A 22,898-nucleotide genomic window follows, 5' to 3' on the forward strand; every position below is an offset into this window, starting at 1 on the left:
AGAGATCACCCTCTTGAAGCCATGTAGGTCTTTTTTTAGAAATGTCCGTTATATAGCGTACAGTTCACCCGGGAAGGTCCTACTTTTTGTTTGTGCAGTAATTTGGTCAGATAAGGCCCCATCTGTTTGTCGGAGAAATTAAACGGCGAATGGATATCCTTCAGCCACATATTGCCTTTAATAATTAGAACATATACGGCAATCACAAAATACACGGATACAATGATCCAGTCCGTCATGCTTGCCAGATGGTGCGTCACGATGTAGTACAGATACCATCCTCCGGTCGGAAAATGGAAAACCAGCACAGCGAACAGGCCGGGAATTTGCGCAAGCAGCAAGAAAAAGGTATCGATCTCATTCCAGTCAACGATTTCAGTTATTACGATCAAATCCTGGATACAGCCGTCATGTTTGGGGATGAAGACTTGATAGCATAAATCTCAATGATGTCATCCATTTTAAATTTAAAGATTATGCCTTTTTCTGTTTCAACAAATAGGTAGCCCTCATTTAATTCTTTAGATACACCACGGAAGAATTCATCTTGATTATTAACTTTAAATACTACAGAACGTTGTTCTTTAAAAACAGTCATCTCAATAAATTGTCTCTTATTCATCCTATTATGCAATGTGTTCCCCTCCCTTTTAGAGATAAAGTATTCTATATGAGGTATGTTGTTCCCTTTTGTCCTTAAACTAACCTGCCCGTTCGTATTATGAGATCAACCAGTTCTTTCTGGTTGATCCTTTTTTCATTTGCATAGAGGATTGACGGATAAGCAAAGAACGGTGGAGCACATCATTGAGGAACTAAGAAGTGCATTGCAGCAAGCTTTATTAGGGAACTCTTGAAGATATGATTTTATTTGCATTTACGATTTATCAGGAGCTGAATGAGGCATCATAAGCATTTATGATTTTTCTTGTCTCTGAGGGAGTCCTATTGGACTGTTTGGAGTAACCAAGCTATTGAAAGTTAGGTTTTAATTTATATTTTCTATACCCCATCCTCATGCTTCTTTAAAATCGTGGCTGTGATGTCCTTAATTTTTTCTTTCTCTGCTGGTTCTATAAGTCTTTCTGTGTTTGTTGGTGTATTGTTGATTGGTGGGGCTTATCTTGTTGACTTGCTAGATTCTTCTCTATTGGAAAGAGTATCAGTGTCTTCTGATTTTCCGCATGCAGAGAGAAGCAATGCTCTTAAGTTAGGTAGTTTTTTCTGGATTATCACAACGATCTGGAGGGAATAACATCACGTAACCGCCTCCCCAACCGAAGGAGAAATAATATTGAAATACACCAATGTTTTATTATCAAGCGTCATTGTCTTAGGAAGCATGGGCACATTATCAACTGCATCAGCTTCGTTTCATACTCTTGATAAGTCAGTAGCTCCAATTGCTGCTAATTCAACTTCTGTGAACTCTTCGACGTATCAGAGCATACCTGAGTTTAAAAAAACGACAGGCTCAACTAAAATTGTCTGGAAAGGTGACAGCATCACGATAACCGCGAACACCTTAAAGCAAAATGCTGCTGCAGATTTTGAGCAAAACATAATTGACACAATTGTAGTTACTCATGGTAAAGAAAAGCACACCCTACAAACGAGAGATTATGAAGTTAAATTATTGGACATCACTAGTGTTGTTGAATCTCCATCTAATGAATGGATTGCTATCCAAGCAGAAAAAAGTGCCGGCAGCAACCTCATTCTCGTGAACCTTAAAACAGGAAAGCACACGATTTTAAACGATCGTCTTGAAAAAGCAGGTAAGCAAGGTGTAGAAACAATAGCCTCATATAATTGGTCACCAAAAGAAGATAAAATTGCATTTTCTTACGGAAATACGGAGAAAAGCACTTTGGCAATATACAATACTAAGAAAGATAGTTTTGTTTATCTCCCTCGGGCAACCAACTATATTAGCACAGGTTTAATTTTATGGCATAAGAACGGAAAAAGTATTGATTACATTAGTGAGTATCCTTCTGATCAATTGATTCTTTTCAGATACGATACAGAAAACAAAAAAGTTAAGCCTGTAAAAAAGATTACTCAGAAAGATTTTCAGCAGTGGTTTAAATTAGATAAATATCCTGCAAAATGATGAAAAGATTTGATTGAACGTAACTTACGTTTCTTTAGTTCAACTTATATAGCAAAAGGACGAGTCTCCGTTCAAACGGGGACTCGCCTTTTTGATTTTATTCAAAAAATTAAGAAGTTCCTTTTTGCTTACTCGCCTGCATCTGCTGAGCGAATCGCATCATCTCTTCGAACTCTTCCTCAGATACTGCGTCGCCTTCGATGCCTATGTCTTGTACAATCGGAATTTCGGGCTTGGCTTTGGTTCCTTTGCCGTATGTACGGGTACGGGTTCCAGCTGCACCAGCAGCCTGCTTGCCTTTAACCTTGGCCTGATCACGAATATATTGAACGGCCTTCTCATATGAGTTTACCTGCTTCAACAACATGTTGGAAGCAATCGCCTCAACGAAGTTACGATTGATTCGCTGCTCACCGCCGGACACTAGTAATGCCATCAAATAATGGATCAATACATTGATGACTTCACCTGGCAACTTGTAGCTCAGATCAATTTTCTCAAATATATCGATCAGGTTGTCCGGCACTGCGCCAGGGAAAAACGTCTGTAGCAGGCGGGTATACGGCTCATTACGCAGCATCATATTGTATTGATGAATATCACACTTGGTCATAAATTGCGGAGGCACTTCGACGTAGTATTCCATCTGTACCCCATGCTCGACCGGTGGTTCACCAGAATCCTCTTTCCGTTCAGGTTCTTCCATATGCTGCCTCAATGCCACTACCTTCGCCGCCTGTACCGTCTGCTGCTCATGGCGCTTCTTGGTCTGCCTGAACTGCAGGCTTGCCTTGTGCTGGAGGTCATCCAGAATGAGCTGGCCCTGCGGGCTGAAGATATCATCTTCATCCAGCAAGCGACATACATCCTGTACGCTGAGATCGAACTTGTTCACCACATAATTTACAATGCCCAGTTGTTCATGGTCGAACCGAAGCTGCTCTACATGGCGGCGATTAACTGACTCGCGCGGAAAACGCAGTATAATGTCGGCATAGTTTAGACTATTTTCCTCCGCTGCATCATTTGTGCCAGTCCGCTGAGCCGAAGTCGATACTTCCGACAATGCCTGCTCCAATTCATAATCAATCACATGGGTATTCAATTCAAATATATCGTAAAAGGGAACAGAAATATTCTCTTTATTGGCTGCCGGGTAAGGCGCTTCACCGCTCTCTATAGCCGAAAATCCGGAGCGCAGTGAAAGTACGGCAAACTTGCCGATCTTGTCACGAAGCAGCAGTGTCAAATGCTGTGTTCGGAAAAATTCGGACGGAGAGAGCGGAGGCTGCAGCTCATATTCATAAATGTAATCATCATTTTCCGGAATATATAGCCGTGAAGTCTGAAGCAATCCCACGGCTTCCAGCTTGGATGCCTGCTCCACCAAATACTTGCGGCCCTTCTCGCTCGGCTCAAGTCCAAGCGTCATGAACAGCCTCCGTTGCTGTTCAAGCGGCGAATAACCGACCTGTTCACCGGGAAGATGCTGAAATAACAATCGATACAAGCCAATCGCAAAGGCACCTACCATAGGCTGATACGCTCCCGTAAGCATGCGGTCATCCAGGGCGCTGAGTCCAAACTCCCTGTACACACAGTAGCGATGATGTTCAGTATAATGGTGCAAATTCTTCATGCGCATAGCTTGATCTCCTTCTCCCCAAATGTATGTTTATCTATTCTATCATAAATGTCTGATCCTCAAATGTTCAAAAACAGGTAAAAAACGAACCCATTCTCGCTCCGTTTCGTCCTAGGTCGACATCATTCACGTTTTCGCAGAGTTGCTAGAATACTATAAAAGCTACAGCCATATAAAACAAGTGAAGATATATAGAAAATGTTCTCCATATGTATATGAAGTGCAGACGTATATTCATTCCCACTTGAATGAAAGCATAGCAAAAAGCCTTCCCTCTGTGCGCGTAAGCGTTTGCGACAAAGGCAAGACCTTGACGACAATCACAGCCAAGCAAATGCACCATTCTGTTTGGCGGGCAGACTAAAACATTCTGTACCCACCCAGACGCAACTTCTGGATCGTCCAGCCACTGATTACCGCTCCCGCCAGTCCGGCTATGCCGGTCATATAGTCTACCATATGGAAAGAACCCAGATGTGACATCAGAGATGTCGTATGATCCCACAGGGAATACACAACGACAGGCAGGATGACAATGATAAACAGGTAGGACGGAAACCAGGTCGTCTTCATCAACATATTTAGAATGAAACCGATACCAAACATCATAACGAAAAATAACACCATCAATACCAGCACAGGTATAAATTGCATCGGGTAACGTTCACCTCTTCTTTCAACACACTCTCGGGTTTCTCCTCCGGCTAGTAGTTAGTGTACCGCAAAAAATGTGGCGAAGCAACGAACTTTCTGGACAAATTTCCCTAAATTCACCCTCTGTTCATTTGCCCTTCTGCTTCATATTGGGATACAATGAAAACGATAAAGTACTCAACCGTCCCTTATAGTGCGTGTTCAAAAAGACTGGTTTTCAGTACCGAGAAGATGGAATGAAGCTAGAAATGGAGTAGCGGAGCGTAGGGAAAACGACGTGAGCAACGGACATTTCGGCTGAATGCCATATTCGATGCTGATGATGCCACCAGGCATGATTCGTAATCAAAAGCGGACTTTTTGAACAACCTCTTATAGGGATTTGGAAATATACCTTGCAGGAGGAACACAACCAATGAACGAAGCCGCATCAACACTGGAGGGCTGGTACGCCCTGCATGACTTCCGCTCGATTAACTGGGCCGCCTGGAAAGCAGCCGATGATGAGGAGCGTGCCGTAGCACTGGATGAGCTGGAGGAATTCTGGAAGGAATGGAAAGAAGTCGAGAATTCATCCCAAGGAAGCACGGTCGTTTATACCGTAGTTGGACAAAAGGCTGACCTTTGCATGATGCACCTGCGTGAAACGCTGGAAGATCTGAAGGCAGTCGAGAATGCGTTCAACAAGACGATGTTTGCCCAGTACACCACCAAATCGTATTCCTACGTTAGTGTCGTGGAACTGAGTAACTATCTGGGCAAAGAAGGCGAAGACCCGATGCAGAACCCCGAAATCATCGCCCGTCTCAAGCCGGTTCTGCCACAGCGACAATACATTTGCTTCTATCCAATGAACAAAAAACGTGAGTTGAACGACAACTGGTACATGCTCTCCATGGACGAGCGCCGCACGATGATGCGCAGCCATGGCATGATTGGCCGCAGCTATGCGGGCAAAGTGAAACAGATTATTACCGGTTCCGTTGGTTTCGATGATTGGGAATGGGGCGTTACGCTGTTTGCGGATGATGCACTGCAATTCAAAAAGCTCGTTTACGAGATGCGCTTTGATGAAGTCAGCGCCCGTTATGGCGAATTCGGCTCCTTCTATGTGGGAAGTCTGCTGAATGAGGAAAAACTGGAAGAGATGCTCAAGCTGTAAAAATAGCTCAACGCAAAATAAAGCACCGCGACACCTCCTGTGAAGGATGCTGTCGGCGGTGCTTTTTGTCATGCTAAAAGTGCGTGTTCAAAAAGTCTGTTTTTCAGTACCGAGAAGATGAAATGAAGCTAGAAATGGAGTAGCGGAGCGTAGGGAAAACGACGTGAGCAACGGACATTTCGGCTGAATTTCAACTTCGATGCTGATGATGCCGCTAGGCATGATTCGTAATCAAAAGCGGACTTTTTGAACAACCTCTATAAATACATCCTATTCGGTACTTGTGGAACAGACTATTCGAGTTCCACAGATCAATCGTGGTCATTCGTAGAACCTGATACTCTTAATCCTGATCCTCTTCATCAACCGCTTTCAGAGACTCCAGAAACTCGGCTGTGGCCCGGTCACGATCGCGTCCCTTCTCCTTAAGCCGCTCGATTGCAGGCAAAATGAGAATATCGACTTCTTTCTGAACGATGTAGGCCAGATCGTACTGATCCTGTTCCTCCAGATAACCGCCAACCTGCATCAGGGCGTTATATCGATCCAGTTCATCCCTTGTGAGTAGTCCCCGGACCTGAACACTGCAATGTCTCATCCAAAAAACCGCCCTTTCTTCAGTACCAGCGGAATGCCACCTATGATGAACAAATACCGCAGATCAACCAGCTTCTTCAACTGAGCCGCTTTCCAGCCCTTGTATTTCTTGTCACCCACAACGGCAATGGCTTCACCTCTCCCCAAAGAAGCAACCGTACCTTTGCTCGTAAATACAAAAGGTTGAGGCTGTTTCTTGCGAATGGATGCCACGACGTTCTTCGCGCAGTTTACACCCTGTTGCATCGCAATCTGGGCGGTCGGCGGATATGGCCGTCCTTCCGGGCTGAAGACAAGTGAATTGTCACCGATGACATAGACATGCTCGTGTCCCGGGGCACGCAGATAATCGTCCACTTTCACGCGTCCCCGCATCACTTCAAGACCTGCCTGTTCAAGCAGCGAGTTACCGCGTATACCGCCGGTCCATACCACCGTGGCTGCATCGAGCTTTTCACCCTCACCCACAATAACTCCATCCGGGAGACATTGCTTGATTGGAACACCGATTTTGAAGGTAACTCCCTTCTTCTTCAGCACGTTCATCGCATGTTCCACCAGTTCCGGGTCAAATCCAGGCAAAGCCGAAGGCGCTGCCTCTACATTGTAGATATGCACATCTTTGGGATTCACGTCGAACTCCTTGCACAACTGGGGAATGCGATCCGCAAGTTCAGCTACGAATTCCACACCACTGAAGCCAGCTCCACCTACGACAAACCGAATACGGTTTCGTTTGTTGTCGTTTTTGTACATCGCAAATTGATATTCGATGTGCTCGCGAATCCGTCGGACCGAGTTAATGCTGCGAATCGTCATCGCGTGGTCAAGCATACCCGGAATACCGAAAGTCTCGGGTTCCCCGCCAAGTCCAATAATCAGATAATCATAGGATAATGTGCCGTCCTCGAGAATAATCTTCCGATCCTGCAGACGAATCTCCTTCACGGAGGATTTGACCAGATCAATCTTGAACTCATCAATCAGCTTCGAAATGGGAACTCTTGCGTGTTCAATGGTATCTGTGCCGGCTGCCGGCATATGTAGATGTGTAGTAATATAATGATAATCATGCCGGTTCACCAATGTGACGTCGGCCTCGTTATAGTTTAATTCCTTCTGCAGCCGCTGGGCTGTCAGAATCCCGCCATAGCCCGCGCCGAGGATGACGATTTTGGGAATACTGCTCATGTCTATACCCCTTCCGGTTTCGCTCACATCAACCGTTCGTTTGTTTTGTTGTAGAAAGGCTCTTACTTACCCATATTGATGAGGTCTTGCCCATTATGACGACAAATGTTAACTTCGCGAATTTATTTGAACTTTTTGCATGCAAGTTATCGGTTAAAATTGTGAAAATATACACAAGATTTAACAAAACGCGGATGTTGTCTTCACATTACAAATGGTCTCTAAATTAGACAAAAAAACACATAGTACAGGTCAAGGATATCTGTATTTCTGGCAAAGATCAAGGTTTTTTTTGTTATCTTTCATAACCTTTCATTTCCAATTTCATCCTATTATCACCTGATCTTCATCTATTGTTCCAAGATTCATCAAACTACCCACCTTGCAACCCTGCATACACCGTTTATAATGAGAAAGACAGTTCAGCAACAAATGCTGGTTACGATCAGTACCGGCTCTATTATTTCTGTTAACTACCTATTAAATAAGAAAGGTGTTGTTGATTCTTGACTGCACAAACTGCCGGTCATGACATGACCGATTTGCTTATTATTGGTGGCGGCCCTGCGGGCCTGTTCGCCGCGTTTTACGGAGGAATGCGTCAGGCATCCGTCACTCTCGTTGAAAGTATGCCCCAACTTGGTGGACAACTTGCCGCTCTTTACCCAGAGAAATACATCTATGATGTAGCCGGATTCCCGAAAGTTACCGCTCAGGAACTGGTGAATAACCTGGTGGAGCAAATGAACCATTTCAACCCGAATATCCGTCTTGAGGAAAAGGTTGTATCGGTAGAGAAGTTAGAAGAACGCCACTTTGTTGTCAAAACTGATGTGAATGAATATCATGCCAAAGCGGTTATTATTACGGCTGGTGTAGGTGCTTTTGAACCACGTCGTCTGGAACTGGATGGTGCGGCCAAGTTTGAAAAAGCGAACCTGCACTACTTTATCAGTGATCTGAACGCATTCGCTGGTAAAAAAGTGCTAATCAGTGGTGGCGGTGACTCCGCCGTAGACTGGGCGCTTATGCTGGAACCCATCGCTGAGCAAGTCACCTTGATCCATCGCCGGGATAAATTCCGTGCGCATGAGCACAGTGTCGAGAACCTGATGAATTCCAAGGTCAATGTGATTACACCGACCGAGATTACGGAACTTCATGGGGACGACACCATTACCAAGGTTACTCTCTCTCATGTCAAAACCAAGGAAACTCAGGAAATCGAAGTGGATGACGTCATCGTCAACTTCGGATTTGTCTCTTCCCTTGGACCGATCGCCGAATGGGGCATTGAAATTGATAGTAACTCCATTGTCGTGGATTCCCGTATGGAAACGTCCATCCCAGGGATTTATGCAGCAGGAGATATTACAACCTATCCAGGCAAGCTGAAACTGATTGCTGTCGGCTTCGGTGAGGCACCAACCGCCGTGAACAACGCCAAGGTCTACTTTGACCCTGATGCGAAGTTGTCCCCGGGACACAGCAGTAACATGAAGCGTTAATTCCTTTTTGGAATGTTATAGAACATAAAATACACAAAAAAGGGTATCTTACTCCTGAATGAATTCAATATCAGGAGGGATACCCTTGTCTTATATATGCCCGCTGTGTAACGGTCTGGTTGTACCGGAGCAGGCTTGTCCCCACTGCCTTCAGGGACTGTCAGAATGCGGCAAATTGGACGATTATACCGGACCGTACAGCCCATACGTACTTCAAACTTCCCCTGACATGGCAGACGAAGCTGAGGACGTTTGTAATCATATGATGTACTGTCACCATTGCCAGACAAGCACGCTATGGCCTGTCCATCTATGGGACATGTCCGGAAACCTGTAACATTGCCTGCAATGAGGATCTCTAGTGAAGAATGGCAGATACGTCGGTACCCAGTTTGCGCTTATGGATTTCTGCCAACAGCAGTGCGATGAAATCTCGTTCGAGATTCAACTCAATCGCCTTATGGTAGGAATCCAACAACATCTCATCGGATAACATAGCCATTTCCCGCCACAACCTTTCCTTTTTTTTCCTCAAAACTATCATATCAGAGATTTATATAGAGAACAAGCGTTCTTGTTATCCACAACGATATGTGGAAATCCTGTGTATAGTTTGTTGATAATTGGTAAAAATGTTGATTGATCAACGGGGATTATGTGGACAGTATTTATACACAGGATCGTTGCGTGCAGATTCAGAACGATCATCAGAACATTTTTTTTAGAATAAATTCATAGTTTCAAGACTTGTTGCGACTAAATTACCCCAAACATTTAAAATTTAAACTTTTTCTATTTGGTTTTCTCTATAATCATTATCGGCTTTTTATTGCATTTTTTTAGCTTTTCCATCCATTTTCATTGCGGTCTGGTGTTCACTTCCAGAATCCATATCTTGCCTGAATGATCCAATCCATAATCAAAACCAAGCTGTCCGACCCCTGGAAACTGAGTTTCCATGATACGAGTACAGGTGAGTGTAAGTGAACGCATCTCCCGACGTTTGTGTCTTCCAGAGATATGAGGCAGCGACATCCCGAGTGCTCTCCTGCCGGACAGCATCGTGCCTCCCTTGCTGAGGTTCGTTACACACAGTCCCGGACGCGCAAGTCGTCCCACCAAAGAACGGAATACCCAGCCCCTTGCCGTCTTGACGACTTTGACTCTGTAATCGACAGGTCTTCCTTGAATGGTCGCGAGATGAATCCCTTGTTGGATCATATATTTTCTTCTGACTTTTACACGAATCAGAGAGCGATACATTTGAGCGTAGCTGGCAAAAGAGCGAGTTGTTTTCATATGAGTGTATCGGTACGCCCCTCCACTTGCGGATACCCTAATGACACCATAACCGCCACCTCCGACAACCGGTTTGATGTACACCATTCCGTAGCGACTTAGCATGTGTAGCAGATTCCCCGAGTTGAACGCCATCGTCTGTGGAATATGAACAGCTGCTACCGGATATTTCATCAGTGCCGCTGTCTTTAGCCATTTGCTTGCAAGCTGTCTCGACATGGGTTAATCTCCTCTCCTGAACAATGGTCCTTCCTTATACATACTCAACAGGAGCCGTGCTTTCTTGGATGTCTGTCTAAGGCTGGGGCCCCTTTTCCATGGAATGTGTCCGAGGTGATGGAGTGGAACAGGAACATGCGCCCGGTTTGCTTTTCAAACCAATCAATCTGTCGTATGCTAACTAAGGAATAGCTTGGAAGGGCTTAAATATGAGGATCTAAGGAGCGTTCAGAACAAATGGAAGTATTTTTCAAATCACTATATGGCGTAGCCTATGTTGCAATGTCGATCGTTCTGGTAGCCGTTACGGTACTTCTCTTTGTTACAGGTATCCGACTGTTTATTAAAAAACGTAATCGCGGGTTTGCAACAAGCTGTATTCTATTCGCCTGTTTCATTGTCTTTATCATTGTTGTTATGCTAACCACGCCCTTCTCCTCCACACCTCCGGGTTCACCGGAAGCCATGACTGCCTTGCTGCACTTTGGGTAGATCAACCCCTGTAGAAGGAGATGCTTATGACACGTAATGAAACAATCGGAATCATCGATATCGGCTCCAACTCCATTCGTCTGGTTATTTATGAACTTGATCTGGACGGAGCCTATCGAATCATTCATGAAGACAAATATGCCGCTCGTCTAAGCAATGTTGTTGAAGCAGATGGTACCATCCTGCGGCATTCACTGGACACGTCCATAACCATTTTGCGACAATTCAGGGCTACCTGCGAAGCTTATCAAACCAAGCTCATCCGCGCGGCAGCTACCGCAGCTATTCGGAATGCAGGTAATGCTATACAAATTATAGGTTGGCTGGAAACCGAGACGGGGCTTAAGATCGAGTGTGTATCCGGCGATCAGGAAGCCTACTATGGTTTCCTCGGCGTCACTCAATCGATTGATCTGGCAGATGGCTATGTCGTGGATATTGGAGGCGGCAGTACCGAGATCACCGTATTCCGGGATCGGAAAAGACTGCACAGCATTTCACTTCCCATCGGTGCTGTAAACTCACATGCCCGTTATGGGGGTGAAGATCAGTGGTCTGAGGCTAATGCTACTGCACTTTGCAATGAAGTCATTCAAGCATTAAGTGAACAGGATTGGATCAGACAACATCCTGGTCTGCCTCTCATTGGACTTGGTGGCACCATGCGTACACTGGCCAAAGTTGAACAGAAGAGAACCCAATATTCATTGCCGGTCACGCATCATTATGAGATCGGTGCAGAAGCGATGGAAAACATCGCTCGTTCTCTGCCGCACCTTACCTCGGCACAGCGCAAGAAAGTACCCGGACTCGCCAAGGATCGGGCCGACATTATTGTTCCTGGTGTATTGATTCTGCGGACCGTCTTCCGAATGATCCAGGGGGATCGTTATGTGGTTAGTGGAGCAGGGTTACGAGATGGATTGTTACGCGATCTCCTGGCTTCAGGTCAGCCGGTCGTTCCTGACGCGCTGAAGGACAGCATTCGCAACTTCATCCATTTTGGTCCACCGATTCCGGAGAAACGTTTGAACCGGATTCATCTGGACGCAATTACAATTTATACTGCTCTTCAAGGTGAGAAACCTGATTCTGCGGATGCCCGAATTCTGTACGCTTCTTCCATGCTGCATATGGCTGGGAAACAGATTAACTATTTCCGGTATCCACAGCACTCGGCCTATTGGATTATGAATGCCAGCATCTACGGACTCTCTCACCGGGAAACGATACTAAGTGCCATTGCAGCCGGGTATCATCCAAAAAAAAGAACGCCCCAGCTGCTTCATAAGCATAAGGACGTTCTGAAGGCTTCGGATGACCGGCATGCCCATCGTCTGGGCTCTCTGCTCCGCGTGGTCGAGGCCATTAATCGCTCAGAGAGTATTACCGCCATAAAAACAGCAAAAGAAAACGACTCGCTGCAGATACAATTGATCTGTACAGCAGAGCCGTTACTGGAACTAAGCGGCCTGGAAGATGCCGTCAAAGATTTGCAGGAAGCCTGGGGAGTTACGTTAACGCACTCCATTCAGCAGGCTTCCAAGGAATAATGCCCAATGCCTCCGTCTGGCTTCTCAGCGGGGGCTTTTCATTTTGCACAAATACATAATTGCCGCCAGGCATCAGTTCTCTCGCCTTCACATTATCCATGAGGGACAGATTTAAAATGTCGACCAGCATCTTTTTCAGCTCGGGATCGAATACAGGACACATCAGCTCAATTCTCCGCTTCAAATTACGGGTCATCCAGTCTGCGCTGGACAGATACACATCCGGGTTCCCGCTATTTTCGAAATAAAACAGTCTGGAGTGTTCCAGAAACCGATCTACAATGCTGATCACACGAATATTCTCACTAAGCCCCTCTACACCAGGACGTAGACAGCACACGCCGCGCACGATCAGATCGATCTGCACTCCGGCTTGAGACGCCAGATATAATTCATCAATGATATCCTGGTGGGATAAAGAATTGATCTTGGCAATGATTCTGGAGCGTTGCCCCTTCAGCGCATGCTCCGTTTCCCGGCGAATGAGCGCGAACAGCTCTTCCTTCATGCCATCTGGAGCCACACGGAATGCCTGCAGTGCCTTTGGACCGGAATATCCGGTAATCTCATTGAACAATTCCGATGCATCTTCGCCAATGATGGGGTTGGAAGTAAACAGTCCCACATCGGTATACACTTTGGCTGTACTTTCATTATAATTACCTGTCCCAACGTGTACATACCTTCTCAGACCATTCTGTTCCCTGCGTACAACGAGAATAATCTTCGCATGGGTTTTCAATCCGACCAATCCATATACGACGTGACACCCTGCCTTCTCCAGCTTGCGGGCCCATGCAATATTGCGTTCTTCATCAAAACGAGCTTTCAATTCGACAACAACCGTTACCTGCTTGCCACTCTCCGCCGCATGAGCCAGGGCAGGAATGAGACGGGAATCCCCGTTCACCCGGTATAACGTCATTTTGATCGCCATCACTCGTGGATCTTCCGAAGCCTCGACAACAAAATCCGTAACCGGTTCGAACGATTCATATGGATGATGAACGAGCACGTCCCGTTTGCGAAGCAGTTCGAAGTGGCTCTCCCGTGGAAGGAACTCCAGCGGATATACAGGCTGCACCGGACTATATTTCAGATGAGTGAACCCTTCCAGGCTATCCACAAACCCGGCCAGAAAGCTCAGATCCAGTGGTCCATCGATTTCGTACACCGGGTCCTGAATATCGAACTCTTCCTGCAATTCAAGCAGTGCATCCGGACGGAAATCCTTGCACACTTCCAGTCGTACCGGGGCTCCCCGACGTCTGCGCCGTAGCTCCTTCTCAATGGCTTCGAGCAAATCCTCAGCTTCTTCTTCATTAATGAAAAGATCCGCATTACGAGTCACCCGGAATTCCTGTACAGCCAGAGGAACGTACCCGCTGAAGAGGGTATGAATATGATGTTTGATCAGATCCTCAATCAGAATGAACGTCTTCTTTTTACTGTTCGCCCGAAGGGGCACCTGAATCACCCGGGGCAGATTGGAAGGTACCTGAACAATAGCCAGGAACGGCTCGTCCTCCTGCTCTTCTTCCTTCTGCAGCATCACAGACAGATATACAGACTTATTGTGCACCAATGGGAATGGACGGCTCGAATCAATAGCCATGGGCGTTAATACTGGGAAAATAATCTCATGAAAATACTGATCCATCGCTCGCTGTTGCGTCACATTAAGATCCATATATTCCTGAAAATTCACGCCTTTCTTGGCGAGAAGACGAATGAGTTCACGATAGGTTTTATACTGCTCGGCGACCATGGTCCCGGTTCGTTTAATCAATCTGCGATACAATCCGGAAGGGGTGTATCCTGTAAAGTCTTTTTGTGTAAAGCCTGCTTTAATCTTCTCTTTGGTCTCTGCTACTCTTACACTTACGAACTCGTCCAGATTACTGGCAACAATGCCGAGAAATTTCATGCGTTCCAGCAGAGGTGTTGTGGGGTCCTGAGCCTCTTGGAGCACGCGACGATTGAACTCCACCCAACTTAAATCACGGTTAACGTAGTTTCCTGTTTTGACATCTCTATGCATGTATGGCCTCCGAATGTGTTGCGTGTCATTTCTTGTTAGAAAAATTAAACTAAAGGATATTTACACTTGCCACTCCGATGACAGAACAACCTTCCGATCGCTGTTATCCCCAGATTTTATTGATTCCCTTTTTCAAAGGGGAAAATCCGGGGATAAAGGCGAAGCGTATGCTTCCGATGCAGCTTTCTTTCAGAAAGCTTTTAGCTCCGCTTCTTCTGGTTATTTCTGTCCCCTCCGTTCTCATGTAAATGTTTAGTTCAATTTTTTATTGGTGCTGTAATTTAATTGTACTATTCGTAATCGGCTTCAAGCGTCAGCGCAATGTAAAAGCTGTGTAAAATTTATGTAAATGATACCTCATGACGATAACTTTTTCCATCCCTTTACAAAGAACAGTAGACCGAGTAAAGTGATGTACAGTGTAAAATGGTCCGATTGTTGTTCTCATTCCAAAATTGTATCTGTTAAAGGAGTATATAATGAAATCCAATAAACCTAGAACGCTGCAAAAAAATATAGAATTTTTCACAGCTGCATTATCCCAATGTATGGTATCGGCATGGCAAGAAGATCCTGCTGGTGTGTACTGTGAAGTGGGCCGTGGCATCGTGGAGCGGATCAGCGAAGACAGCGTGCGTATCCTCAACGAGAACGGTACAAAGAGTCATTATGACCGCGATATCACGATGTTCCAGACCGAGAAATAATTGTGCTTGAAGTGCGTGTTCAAAAAGACCGGTTTTCAGTACCGAGAAGATGGGATGAAGCTAGAAATGGAGTAGCGGAGCGTAGGGAAAACGACGTGAGCAACGGACATTTCGGCTGAATTCCAACTTCGATGCTGATGATGCCACTAGGCATCCTTCGTAATCAAAAGCGGACTTCTTGAACAACCTCTTGAATAAGAAAAAAAGACTAGCTTTCTGAAACAGGATGTTGTATACTCTTGCCACAAGGAAAGGAGGTGCGTCAACATTTCTAATGACATGTTGAACGTGTCCCTTACCCGATCCACTAGCTCAAATTAAATGAGTCTGGTGGAGGCGCGGGATACGGATCAAGGTTTTAAAAAGCGCCACGGGTAGAAAAGCCGTCTTCGGACGGCTTTTTGTTTTGTCTTTTTTCGAGGAGAGGTTGAAAAAACAACCAAAATATTGGAAATAGACCCTTTAGTGGAGTAAACCGAAACCGCTATAATGAGGAGGCAACTCAACCCATATTCGAGGAGGAATATTATAATGTTCAAAAATGTAAGGGGTTTCAAAACATCAATTGCTCTGGTTTTTGTTTTGTTATTCACCTCCATCATGCTGCCCGCTGGCCAACATGCCAGCGCAGCACCCAGCTTCGCCAAAGGAGCCGACATCAGTTGGGTTCCGGCCATGGAAGCGCAAGGCTACAAATGGAAAGACAAAAACGGCGTACAGCGTGATATTATTGATATTTTGAAAAAGGATTATCAGATTAACTCTGTTCGTATTCGGGTGTTTGTTAACCCTTCGAATGATTTTGGTAACGGTTACATGAATAAGGATCGTGCTGCCTCTCTAGCACAGCGTGCCAAAAATGCAGGCATGAGTGTGATGCTGACCTTACACTACAGCGATTCCTGGGCTGATCCGGGTAAACAAACCAAGCCTGCCGCCTGGAAAAACTACACGTTCCAGCAGCTAATGGATGCCGTATGGAATCACACACGTGAAGTCATGACGGCTATGCAAAGTAAAGGCGTAACTCCTGACTGGGTACAGGTCGGTAATGAAACAAGCAACGGCATGTTATGGGAAGATGGGAAAGCATCCACAAACATGAAAAACTATGCGTGGCTGGTGAACACAGGTCATAATGCCGTAAAATCGATCAGCACTGGCACCAAAACGATTGTGCACCTCGCCGGTGGAGATGATAACGCCCTCTATGTATGGAACATCGGTGGCCTGATCAATAACGGAGCCAACTTTGACATGATCGCTATGTCTCTCTACCCTTCGGCTTCCGGCTGGAATACGGCGGTTACAAATACGGTGAATAACGCCAAGGATATGATCAACCGCTATGGCAAAGAGATCATTATCTCCGAAATCGGCATGGATAATAATCAGGCTGCGGCTGGAAAAAGTTTTGTAGCTGCGATGAAAAACCAAATCCGCAATCTGCCAAATGGCAAAGGTAAAGGTGTATTCTACTGGGAGCCTCAGGCTACACCAGGATACAACGGCGGCTACGGCAAAGGCGCATGGCAGTCCAATATGATGCCAACGGCAGTAATGGAAGGATTTATTGACTAAGGTGAGACTCTTCACTTAACGAAGAGTCTAATAAATCAGCCGGGTGACCGTTCCGGGGTCGGATCGTTCTTTCGATCGCTGTTGTATCCTCATTTCTTGAACAACTTTTTATAAGTTGAAATTAGGATACAAAGGCGAACGCTTCGCTTCTCCAGAATCGACTCCGTCCCCTCCACTACGTCTACTGCTTACGAGACACTTCTAAAACGTGTTTAGTCACACGGTTGGGTAAGAGGAGAAGGCGCTGCTCCAATTCGGGAGCAGCGCCTTTTCCGGTTTAGGTAGCAGTTTAGGTGGGTTCCCTCTTTTTGTTAACACTTAATGAAGTCTTAACGTAAATAATTCTTTCCGTATACGCCATAAAAAACGGACGCTAATCTAATAACGATTGGCGTCCGTTTTTTATTGTGTTTATAAAGTTAAATTACTTCACTTCGCCAACGACGGAAAAACGCTCGTTGATGTGTTGTGGATTTTCTATCTCATCCACCAAAGCAATGACATAGTCCGCATAGCTGATATAGCTGTTACCTTGACTGTTTACGATCATCACGTCATGACCTGCTTGGTATTTGCCAGTACGTACGCCTTCCGGGTTGAAGAATCCAGCCGGGCTCAGGAACGTCCATTGAATGCCGGAGGATGCTTGCAGATCCTGCAGGTTTTGCCCTTGATTGGTCGCTGTTGCTTTGTATGCATCAGGGAATCCCGGAGAATCTACGACACGCAGAGTCTTCGACTCGTCTGTGAACAGGCTACCTGCTCCGCCCACCACGATTAGGCGAGTATTCGGTGCATCTTTCAGAATGCTGATTAGAGCTTGTCCAACCTCAACATGTAGGTTCTCTTTACCAGCTGGCGCACCAAACGCATTCACAATGACATCAAACGCCTTCACATCTTCAGAGGTCAAGTCGAATACGTCTTTTTCAAGTACGTTTAAGCTTTTATCCTCCAATTTGGATGCGTTGCGAACGATGGCTGTAACCTCGTGGCCTCTGTCCACTGCTTCTTTCAAAATCAAACTTCCCGCTTTGCCTGTTGCGCCAATGATTGCAATTTTCATCATAATCTCTCCTTTGGATTAATGTATATTCCAGTTCCAAACTTCATATTGTAACTATAGTAGTTACAATATGAATTGTCAACTTTCTCTTTTTCAAAAATGATACGTATTCAGATACGGACTCTTTTGCCAGAGTTATTGTGATAGTAAAAGGGCTCTTGACCTTGTTTTTTAAAAGTGCAGCCTGTACAGTTTGTCCACGTGGGTGGTGGCTCTGATCTAAGATAAGACGGTCCAATTGCAAGTTAAAGTCACATCGCTCAGGCGTCCATAGCAGAATTTGCGTCAGGAAATCCAAAGCGTCCATGCTGCGCAAGTGAGTAACAAGCTCGGTCGTCAGATTAAGCACATTCCCTTTAACATTATTCCCAATCGCTATCCCTCCACTCTCTCCATCCATGTATTGATTGGGATCATTCGGGTCCTGCTGGACTTGGCGAAGCCATAATACATTCTCGTCGATGAAAAATATATAGCGTTCGTTCAGTACATATCCTTCGTAATGATAATACTCTTCATCATCAAATGGTGTGAAAGCAACCGAGCCATGTTTGAAGTGGTCATGGCTGTTCATGATTCACATGCTTTCGTAATGATGATAAAAGCATAGATGAATTGGCTCATTTCTAACCATTCGAAGTAACATGAAAACTTCATTTTTCCTTTGTTATGCGAAGTAAATATAATATTGACTACAATCATGACTATTTCTCCCTTCTATTCTGGACATGCTATTCCAGGCCCGGCAGCTTCCATGGATACCCGAAGATTATTTAGGTAGTGATTTGTACATGTTAGTCAATCTGCAAGATCACGAATCATTTCGGGAAATGTCATATGCATTTAGACCATATTTACCCTATGTGCTCTTCTGTTGATAGATATGTAACCCGCTTTATTCCCTCCTTTGCAAATGTTTTATGAGAGAGGTATTTCGTTCGAGCACAACGTGCAATTTTAAATCCATCAAAATATACTTATATACGTTTATTCGTAATTAAGTATATACGCCTTTTAGTATATAATCAACACTTTATTTACGCATATCTGTATATTCGTTATAATGTCATTTAAGGGAAGGTGTACATATGAGAAGGATACGAATTCGCCTTAATGAGGTCATGAGCGAGAGGGGATTAACGCAAACACAACTCGCAGAGTTATCAAATGTTAGACAAGCCGCGATCTCGGAGATGTCTCGGAATATCCGCGAACAGATCAACCTCAAGACGTTAATTAAGATTGCGGACGCGCTTGAAATCGATGACATTTCAGAGCTTATTATAATTGAGAAAGACTAAGAGGGCCGTTCAATATACGGCTCTTTTTAGGTGGTTTTTGTCTTGGGAATACGCGCCTGGGGGGAAATACGCCACTGATTTAAAGTAATTCCGTGATGCAGGGGGATCATTTGTGAGCATCTTCTTAAAGAAGCTTTTTTTGCTTCCCAATCGGATTTCCTTAATGTACTTATTCTCTACACGCTCCTTCACCCCATAACAAAAAGACCCCCACAGCATAATTAGTACAAGACTAATACACCATAGAGGCCGTGATCTATTACCTATCTTAACAATCCTTATCCGGTACGCCTGCATCTTCCTTCGTACGGAAGGATGAACCACAGCCGCATGTTGCTACTGCGTTCGGATTATGAATAGTGAAGCCGCCGGACATACCGGACTCTTCAAAATCAATTTCGAGACCATCCAGGTATTTCAGGTTCTCCTTCTCCACAACAACCTTCATACTCTGAATATCCATATAGAGGTCCTCATCGGACTCTTTATCGTCAAAGCCCATGGCGTACGAAAATCCGGTGCAACCGCCCGGTGCTACGCCAAGACGCAAGAACATACCAGGTGTCTCTTGCTGTGCAAGCATTTCTTTCAATCTGTCAGCAGCCGTTTCGCTGATGTTAATCATGCCAGGTCACTCTCCTTTTCGTTAACTCTTCCTTAAATTATACTCCACCCCGTCAAGGGTCTCAAGTCATGTTTGCCTGTTTCCGTGTTCCGCTTGCACTCCTTTTTCTTCCCAGTGTATTGAACCCCCGGGACACGAGGTTTATAATGAATAGGTGATCGTTCTGAAATGTCGATATTTTGTCATGACTTATTCAGGTGATGGTCATATATGGAGTTGTAATTTTTTTCACATTTCGAGACTGCACGCAGTCCCCAATGCATATAGAGTCTCAGGACTCATTTTAACGAAAAAATTAGTTTTACGTACGCAGCACACGCTGCACCGGGTAATGAAGAGTTAGTTCATATAAGAGGCGGCAGCTGTCCGCATCTTTTCTATGTAGTTCTGTAAGCAAGTCCTACACACCAACTCATTCCGGTAAAGAACAGGAGGATACAACATGTCTACATTGGTAACACCGTTCACAGACAAAAGAATGGCTGAAATCGTGGAGAAAGTGCAGAACGGCGTAAGGCTGAGCGTAGAAGACGGCGTTTATCTGTATGAAACGGATGATCTGCTGACGTTAGGTCAACTGGCCAATGAGGCTAACCTGCGGAAGAATGGCAAGAAAGTGTATTTCATCGAAAACATGAGCCTTTATTTTACGAACGTATGTGAAGCCCACTGCGCTTTCTGTAATTTCCGTAAAGATCAGGGCGAAGATGGCTCTTACACCTTATCCGGTGAGGAAATGATCGAATATGTGGAACAGCATATTCATCCAGGCGTACGTGAATTCCATATCGTAGGCGGACATAACAATCATGTTCCATTTCAATATTATGTCGATTCACTGCGTGCTTTAAACGAGAAATATCCAGATGTCACGCTCAAAGCTTACACAGCAGCCGAGATCGATTTCTTCACCCGCATCAGCGGACTGAGCATCAAAGAAGTACTACAGGAACTGCAAAAAGCAGGTTTGAAATCACTCACTGGTGGTGGAGCAGAGATTCTATCCGATGAATACCGCAAAAAAATGCGTGTAGATAAAGCGAACGTGGATCGTTATCTCGAAGTTCACCGCACCGCTCACAAGCTCGGCATGCGTACACACACAACGATGCTGTACGGATCAATCGAGTCCTATGAGGACCGTGTGAACCATATGGTACAAATTCGCGAACTGCAGGACGAGACTAACGGATTCATGGTCTTTATCCCACTCTCCATGCAGCCAAAAAGCAAGAGTGCAAGCATTATGCGCCGTAACTCGGCTTACGAGGATCTCAAAACCATTGCCATCAGCCGTCTGATGCTGGATAACATCCAACATGTTAAAGCCTACTTCATTAACATTGGTCCACAATTAACTCAGGTTGCACTCAGCTTTGGTGCTTCCGATGTACACGGTACGATTGTGCGCGAGAAGATCAGCCATGCTGCTGGTGCACTTACGCCAGAAGGTTTAACTCGCAAAGAGTTGATCTGGCTGGTCAAAGGTGCAGGCCGCATTCCGGTTGAGCGCGATACATTCTATAATGAGATCCAAGTGTACGAATAAGCACATTGCATCACTCTACCAACGACTTTCATTTTACCCGGGGACGTTTGGAATGGAGTGAGGCATATTGCTAAAATATATCTGTAATTTTGAATTTCATTTTTTCAATATTTAAAATAAAAACATAAGGAGCAGCTATGTAATTACATAGCTGCTTCACAGGTTACAGCCCCGTTCACACGGGACTGATGAGAAAGGAAGCCGAGTCATGAAAAACTTCGTAATTCTGGGAGGCGGCTACGGTGGCCTCACGATCGTTAAGGAACTTCTGGAAGGTAAAATTCCATCCGATACACAGATTGTACTGGTGGACCGTAGCCCTTTTCAGGGATTAAAGACCGAATATTACGCACTCGCAGCAGGGACCGTCTCGGATTATGAGCTGCGTATTCAATTCCCAGTCAGCGACAAAGTCACTTACCGTTATGGAGAAGTAACTTCGATTGACCTGGAGCAGCGCCAGATTGAGTTTGAAGGCCAGGACCCGCTGGAATATGACAAGCTGGTTATTGGACTTGGATGCACAGACCGATTCCATAACACGCCAGGAGCCGAAGAATATAGCTGTACCATTCAAAGCTTCAGCAAAACACGGGAAACCTACCTGCGTCTCAATGAAATCAAAGCCTATGGAAACGTGCATATTGTTGGCGGTGGATTAAGCGGCGTCGAGATTGCTGCTGAGCTTCGTGAGAGCAGACCGGATCTGAACATCAGCATCCTGGATCGAGGCGAGCGTGTATTATCTGCTTTCCCGCAACGATTGTCTGTTTATGTTCATGAATGGTTCAACGAACATCAGGTCGAGACTCGTGGGCATATCGCCATTTCACGCGTTGAACCGAACGCCATTTATAACCGGGATGAAGAAATTCTGACGGATGCCGTCGTCTGGACCGCAGGCATTCAACCCGTAAAAGTCGTGCAGGACCTCGATGTGACTAAAGACCCTCAAGGTCGTGTCGTCTTGAATGAATACTATCAAATTCCGGAACATACTGATGTTTATGTGGTGGGAGACTGTGCCAGCGTGCCTTATGCACCAAGTGGTCAGGCTGCCGAAGTACAGGGTGAACAGATCGCCCATATTCAGCATGCCCTCTGGAAAGGCGAAAAGCCCAATCCGCACCCTCTCAAGCTTCGTGGCACACTTGGTGCACTTGGCAAGAAGGCTGGATTTGGGCTGATGGGCAAAACGTCCATGATGGGACGTGTGCCACGTATTCTAAAAAGCGGCGTGCTCTGGATGTCCAAGCGTCATCTCGGTTAATCGAGATCCAGCTCGCTCCAGGCATCGGCTTCAGCAATTTTGGCCAATATGGCGTTATATAAATCTTCCACTTTGTCGGTGATGACCACTTCGCCATTCACCAGGGCAAAAGGAGTCATATAACATTGACCGCAGTTGGTGAGGCAGCCATATTCAATCACATCATAGTCTGGATTTTCTTCCAGTTGTTCCATGACTTCATCTGTACCAAAATGCATATTATTGGCACAAAATTCAATAATCGGTCTCATGTAGGTTCACCTGCTTTGTTTGACCATTTGAATTTATGGCCAAGTGTAATATAATATAGTAAGGAAAGGAG

The 22,898-nt window shown here is 45.3% G+C and carries 24 protein-coding genes and 1 pseudogene; 12 read left to right on the forward strand and 13 right to left on the reverse strand.

Features of this window, described 5'->3' with window-relative positions:
• Nucleotides 1-35: 35 nt before the first annotated feature.
• Nucleotides 36-341: a hypothetical protein gene (locus ACR32F_RS26665; RefSeq protein ID WP_440112435.1), complete on the reverse strand. Its 306-nt coding sequence runs from the start codon at nucleotides 339-341 to the stop codon at nucleotides 36-38.
• On the opposite strand from ACR32F_RS26665, the pseudogene ACR32F_RS26670 reads away from it, so the two are divergent.
• Nucleotides 327-419 (forward strand): annotated as a pseudogene (locus ACR32F_RS26670) (hypothetical protein); the annotation flags it as partial. The gene ACR32F_RS26665 and the pseudogene ACR32F_RS26670 sit on opposite strands and share 15 nt — an antisense overlap.
• Here ACR32F_RS26670 and ACR32F_RS26675 read toward each other — a convergent pair.
• Nucleotides 389-634 carry a hypothetical protein gene (locus ACR32F_RS26675; protein ID WP_440120084.1) on the reverse strand — a complete coding sequence of 82 codons (246 nt, stop codon included), beginning with the start codon at nucleotides 632-634 and terminating at the stop codon, nucleotides 389-391. The pseudogene ACR32F_RS26670 and the gene ACR32F_RS26675 sit on opposite strands and share 31 nt — an antisense overlap.
• A gap of 660 nt (nucleotides 635-1,294) precedes the next feature.
• Here ACR32F_RS26675 and ACR32F_RS26680 point away from each other — a divergent pair.
• Entirely contained in the window at nucleotides 1,295-2,116 is an 822-nt protein-coding gene (locus ACR32F_RS26680; protein ID WP_440112437.1) for a hypothetical protein, read from the forward strand.
• A 109-nt stretch (nucleotides 2,117-2,225) separates the two neighbouring features.
• Here ACR32F_RS26680 and ACR32F_RS26685 read toward each other — a convergent pair whose 3' ends face one another.
• Both ACR32F_RS26685 and ACR32F_RS26690 read right to left on the reverse strand, forming a co-directional pair.
• Nucleotides 2,226-3,761, reverse strand: coding sequence for a helicase DnaB (locus ACR32F_RS26685; RefSeq protein ID WP_440112439.1), 1,536 nt, complete (start codon nucleotides 3,759-3,761; stop codon nucleotides 2,226-2,228).
• Nucleotides 3,762-4,121: 360 nt separating this feature from the next.
• A complete protein-coding gene (locus tag ACR32F_RS26690) occupies nucleotides 4,122-4,415 on the reverse strand; it encodes a YuiB family protein (RefSeq protein WP_440112441.1) in 294 nt (97 codons plus the stop codon).
• A 415-nt stretch (nucleotides 4,416-4,830) separates the two neighbouring features.
• On the opposite strand from ACR32F_RS26690, the gene hemQ reads away from it, so the two are divergent.
• The gene (hemQ, locus tag ACR32F_RS26695) at nucleotides 4,831-5,577 is read left to right on the forward strand and encodes a hydrogen peroxide-dependent heme synthase (RefSeq protein ID WP_017692434.1); all 747 of its coding nucleotides are present in this window, start codon (nucleotides 4,831-4,833) and stop codon (nucleotides 5,575-5,577) included.
• A 343-nt stretch (nucleotides 5,578-5,920) separates the two neighbouring features.
• On the opposite strand, the gene ACR32F_RS26700 is transcribed toward hemQ, so the two are convergent.
• Together ACR32F_RS26700 and ACR32F_RS26705 are read right to left on the reverse strand one after the other, a co-directional pair.
• A complete protein-coding gene (locus tag ACR32F_RS26700) occupies nucleotides 5,921-6,175 on the reverse strand; it encodes a hypothetical protein (RefSeq protein WP_440112443.1) in 255 nt (84 codons plus the stop codon).
• A complete protein-coding gene (locus ACR32F_RS26705) occupies nucleotides 6,172-7,365 on the reverse strand; it encodes an NAD(P)/FAD-dependent oxidoreductase (RefSeq protein WP_440112445.1) in 1,194 nt (397 codons plus the stop codon). The genes ACR32F_RS26700 and ACR32F_RS26705 overlap by 4 nt, the downstream gene beginning before the upstream one ends.
• 533 nt (nucleotides 7,366-7,898) lie before the next feature.
• On the opposite strand from ACR32F_RS26705, the gene ACR32F_RS26710 reads away from it, so the two are divergent.
• A complete protein-coding gene (locus ACR32F_RS26710; RefSeq protein ID WP_440120025.1) occupies nucleotides 7,899-8,873 on the forward strand; it encodes an NAD(P)/FAD-dependent oxidoreductase in 975 nt (324 codons plus the stop codon).
• An 85-nt stretch (nucleotides 8,874-8,958) separates the two neighbouring features.
• A complete protein-coding gene (locus ACR32F_RS26715; RefSeq protein ID WP_440112446.1) occupies nucleotides 8,959-9,210 on the forward strand; it encodes a hypothetical protein in 252 nt (83 codons plus the stop codon).
• A gap of 21 nt (nucleotides 9,211-9,231) precedes the next feature.
• Here the strand turns inward: ACR32F_RS26715 and ACR32F_RS26720 are convergent, their stop codons facing one another.
• Complete coding sequence (locus ACR32F_RS26720; RefSeq protein WP_017692430.1) at nucleotides 9,232-9,375, reverse strand: sporulation histidine kinase inhibitor Sda; 144 nt, start codon at nucleotides 9,373-9,375, stop codon at nucleotides 9,232-9,234.
• Between the two features lie 356 nt (nucleotides 9,376-9,731).
• Nucleotides 9,732-10,391: a YheC/YheD family protein gene (locus tag ACR32F_RS26725; protein WP_440112449.1), complete on the reverse strand. Its 660-nt coding sequence runs from the start codon at nucleotides 10,389-10,391 to the stop codon at nucleotides 9,732-9,734.
• 237 nt (nucleotides 10,392-10,628) lie between these two features.
• Here ACR32F_RS26725 and ACR32F_RS26730 point away from each other — a divergent pair, with 237 nt between their 5' ends.
• Both ACR32F_RS26730 and ACR32F_RS26735 read left to right on the forward strand, forming a co-directional pair.
• A complete protein-coding gene (locus ACR32F_RS26730; protein WP_440112451.1) occupies nucleotides 10,629-10,883 on the forward strand; it encodes a hypothetical protein in 255 nt (84 codons plus the stop codon).
• A gap of 26 nt (nucleotides 10,884-10,909) precedes the next feature.
• Nucleotides 10,910-12,436, forward strand: a complete 1,527-nt coding sequence (locus ACR32F_RS26735) for a Ppx/GppA phosphatase family protein (protein ID WP_440112453.1) — start codon at nucleotides 10,910-10,912, stop codon at nucleotides 12,434-12,436.
• Here the strand turns inward: ACR32F_RS26735 and ppk1 are convergent.
• The gene (gene ppk1, locus ACR32F_RS26740) at nucleotides 12,396-14,477 is read right to left on the reverse strand and encodes a polyphosphate kinase 1 (protein WP_440112455.1); all 2,082 of its coding nucleotides are present in this window, start codon (nucleotides 14,475-14,477) and stop codon (nucleotides 12,396-12,398) included. The genes ACR32F_RS26735 and ppk1 overlap by 41 nt on opposite strands.
• A gap of 479 nt (nucleotides 14,478-14,956) precedes the next feature.
• Here ppk1 and ACR32F_RS26745 point away from each other — a divergent pair, with 479 nt between their 5' ends.
• Together ACR32F_RS26745 and ACR32F_RS26750 are read left to right on the forward strand one after the other, a co-directional pair.
• The gene (locus ACR32F_RS26745; RefSeq protein WP_440112457.1) at nucleotides 14,957-15,184 is read left to right on the forward strand and encodes a hypothetical protein; all 228 of its coding nucleotides are present in this window, start codon (nucleotides 14,957-14,959) and stop codon (nucleotides 15,182-15,184) included.
• Between the two features lie 531 nt (nucleotides 15,185-15,715).
• On the forward strand, nucleotides 15,716-16,765 hold the full coding sequence (locus tag ACR32F_RS26750) for a glycoside hydrolase family 53 protein (protein ID WP_440112459.1): 1,050 nt from the start codon (nucleotides 15,716-15,718) through the stop codon (nucleotides 16,763-16,765).
• Between the two features lie 424 nt (nucleotides 16,766-17,189).
• Here ACR32F_RS26750 and ACR32F_RS26755 read toward each other — a convergent pair whose 3' ends face one another.
• Together ACR32F_RS26755 and ACR32F_RS26760 are read right to left on the reverse strand one after the other, a co-directional pair.
• Nucleotides 17,190-17,831: an NAD(P)-dependent oxidoreductase gene (locus ACR32F_RS26755; RefSeq protein ID WP_440120026.1), complete on the reverse strand. Its 642-nt coding sequence runs from the start codon at nucleotides 17,829-17,831 to the stop codon at nucleotides 17,190-17,192.
• A gap of 43 nt (nucleotides 17,832-17,874) precedes the next feature.
• Nucleotides 17,875-18,405 (reverse strand): hypothetical protein, encoded by a 531-nt coding sequence (locus ACR32F_RS26760; protein WP_440112461.1) that lies wholly within the window; start codon nucleotides 18,403-18,405, stop codon nucleotides 17,875-17,877.
• 514 nt (nucleotides 18,406-18,919) lie between these two features.
• Here ACR32F_RS26760 and ACR32F_RS26765 point away from each other — a divergent pair.
• Entirely contained in the window at nucleotides 18,920-19,132 is a 213-nt protein-coding gene (locus tag ACR32F_RS26765) for a helix-turn-helix domain-containing protein (RefSeq protein WP_440112463.1), read from the forward strand.
• Between the two features lie 268 nt (nucleotides 19,133-19,400).
• Here ACR32F_RS26765 and ACR32F_RS26770 read toward each other — a convergent pair whose 3' ends face one another.
• Nucleotides 19,401-19,757, reverse strand: a complete 357-nt coding sequence (locus tag ACR32F_RS26770; RefSeq protein ID WP_440112465.1) for a HesB/IscA family protein — start codon at nucleotides 19,755-19,757, stop codon at nucleotides 19,401-19,403.
• Between the two features lie 442 nt (nucleotides 19,758-20,199).
• Here ACR32F_RS26770 and mqnE point away from each other — a divergent pair, with 442 nt between their 5' ends.
• Complete coding sequence (gene mqnE, locus ACR32F_RS26775) at nucleotides 20,200-21,306, forward strand: aminofutalosine synthase MqnE (RefSeq protein ID WP_440112467.1); 1,107 nt, start codon at nucleotides 20,200-20,202, stop codon at nucleotides 21,304-21,306.
• A gap of 208 nt (nucleotides 21,307-21,514) precedes the next feature.
• Nucleotides 21,515-22,576, forward strand: a complete 1,062-nt coding sequence (locus tag ACR32F_RS26780; RefSeq protein WP_440112469.1) for an NAD(P)/FAD-dependent oxidoreductase — start codon at nucleotides 21,515-21,517, stop codon at nucleotides 22,574-22,576.
• Here the strand turns inward: ACR32F_RS26780 and ACR32F_RS26785 are convergent.
• Complete coding sequence (locus ACR32F_RS26785; protein WP_440112472.1) at nucleotides 22,573-22,827, reverse strand: YuzB family protein; 255 nt, start codon at nucleotides 22,825-22,827, stop codon at nucleotides 22,573-22,575. The genes ACR32F_RS26780 and ACR32F_RS26785 overlap by 4 nt on opposite strands.
• Nucleotides 22,828-22,898: the final 71 nt, after the last annotated feature.

The sequence above is a fragment of the Paenibacillus hebaui genome (genome assembly GCF_051934385.1).
Classification (GTDB): domain Bacteria; phylum Bacillota; class Bacilli; order Paenibacillales; family Paenibacillaceae; genus Paenibacillus.

Bases quoted from the DNA above. Each gene is read 5' to 3' on its own strand.
- ACR32F_RS26685 (WP_440112439.1), bottom strand. From the start codon at position 3,761: ATGCGCATGAAGAATTTGCACCATTATACTGAACATCATCGCTACTGT.
- ACR32F_RS26690 (WP_440112441.1), bottom strand. From the start codon at position 4,415: ATGCAATTTATACCTGTGCTGGTATTGATGGTGTTATTTTTCGTTATG.
- hemQ (WP_017692434.1), top strand. From the start codon at position 4,831: ATGAACGAAGCCGCATCAACACTGGAGGGCTGGTACGCCCTGCATGAC.
- ACR32F_RS26700 (WP_440112443.1), bottom strand. From the start codon at position 6,175: ATGAGACATTGCAGTGTTCAGGTCCGGGGACTACTCACAAGGGATGAA.
- ACR32F_RS26705 (WP_440112445.1), bottom strand. From the start codon at position 7,365: ATGAGCAGTATTCCCAAAATCGTCATCCTCGGCGCGGGCTATGGCGGG.
- ACR32F_RS26710 (WP_440120025.1), top strand. From the start codon at position 7,899: ATGACCGATTTGCTTATTATTGGTGGCGGCCCTGCGGGCCTGTTCGCC.
- ACR32F_RS26720 (WP_017692430.1), bottom strand. From the start codon at position 9,375: ATGGCTATGTTATCCGATGAGATGTTGTTGGATTCCTACCATAAGGCG.
- ACR32F_RS26725 (WP_440112449.1), bottom strand. From the start codon at position 10,391: ATGTCGAGACAGCTTGCAAGCAAATGGCTAAAGACAGCGGCACTGATG.
- ACR32F_RS26730 (WP_440112451.1), top strand. From the start codon at position 10,629: ATGGAAGTATTTTTCAAATCACTATATGGCGTAGCCTATGTTGCAATG.
- ACR32F_RS26735 (WP_440112453.1), top strand. From the start codon at position 10,910: ATGACACGTAATGAAACAATCGGAATCATCGATATCGGCTCCAACTCC.
- ppk1 (WP_440112455.1), bottom strand. From the start codon at position 14,477: ATGCATAGAGATGTCAAAACAGGAAACTACGTTAACCGTGATTTAAGT.
- ACR32F_RS26745 (WP_440112457.1), top strand. From the start codon at position 14,957: ATGAAATCCAATAAACCTAGAACGCTGCAAAAAAATATAGAATTTTTC.
- ACR32F_RS26750 (WP_440112459.1), top strand. From the start codon at position 15,716: ATGTTCAAAAATGTAAGGGGTTTCAAAACATCAATTGCTCTGGTTTTT.
- ACR32F_RS26755 (WP_440120026.1), bottom strand. From the start codon at position 17,831: ATGAAAATTGCAATCATTGGCGCAACAGGCAAAGCGGGAAGTTTGATT.
- ACR32F_RS26760 (WP_440112461.1), bottom strand. From the start codon at position 18,405: ATGAACAGCCATGACCACTTCAAACATGGCTCGGTTGCTTTCACACCA.
- ACR32F_RS26765 (WP_440112463.1), top strand. From the start codon at position 18,920: ATGAGAAGGATACGAATTCGCCTTAATGAGGTCATGAGCGAGAGGGGA.
- ACR32F_RS26770 (WP_440112465.1), bottom strand. From the start codon at position 19,757: ATGATTAACATCAGCGAAACGGCTGCTGACAGATTGAAAGAAATGCTT.
- mqnE (WP_440112467.1), top strand. From the start codon at position 20,200: ATGTCTACATTGGTAACACCGTTCACAGACAAAAGAATGGCTGAAATC.
- ACR32F_RS26780 (WP_440112469.1), top strand. From the start codon at position 21,515: ATGAAAAACTTCGTAATTCTGGGAGGCGGCTACGGTGGCCTCACGATC.
- ACR32F_RS26785 (WP_440112472.1), bottom strand. From the start codon at position 22,827: ATGAGACCGATTATTGAATTTTGTGCCAATAATATGCATTTTGGTACA.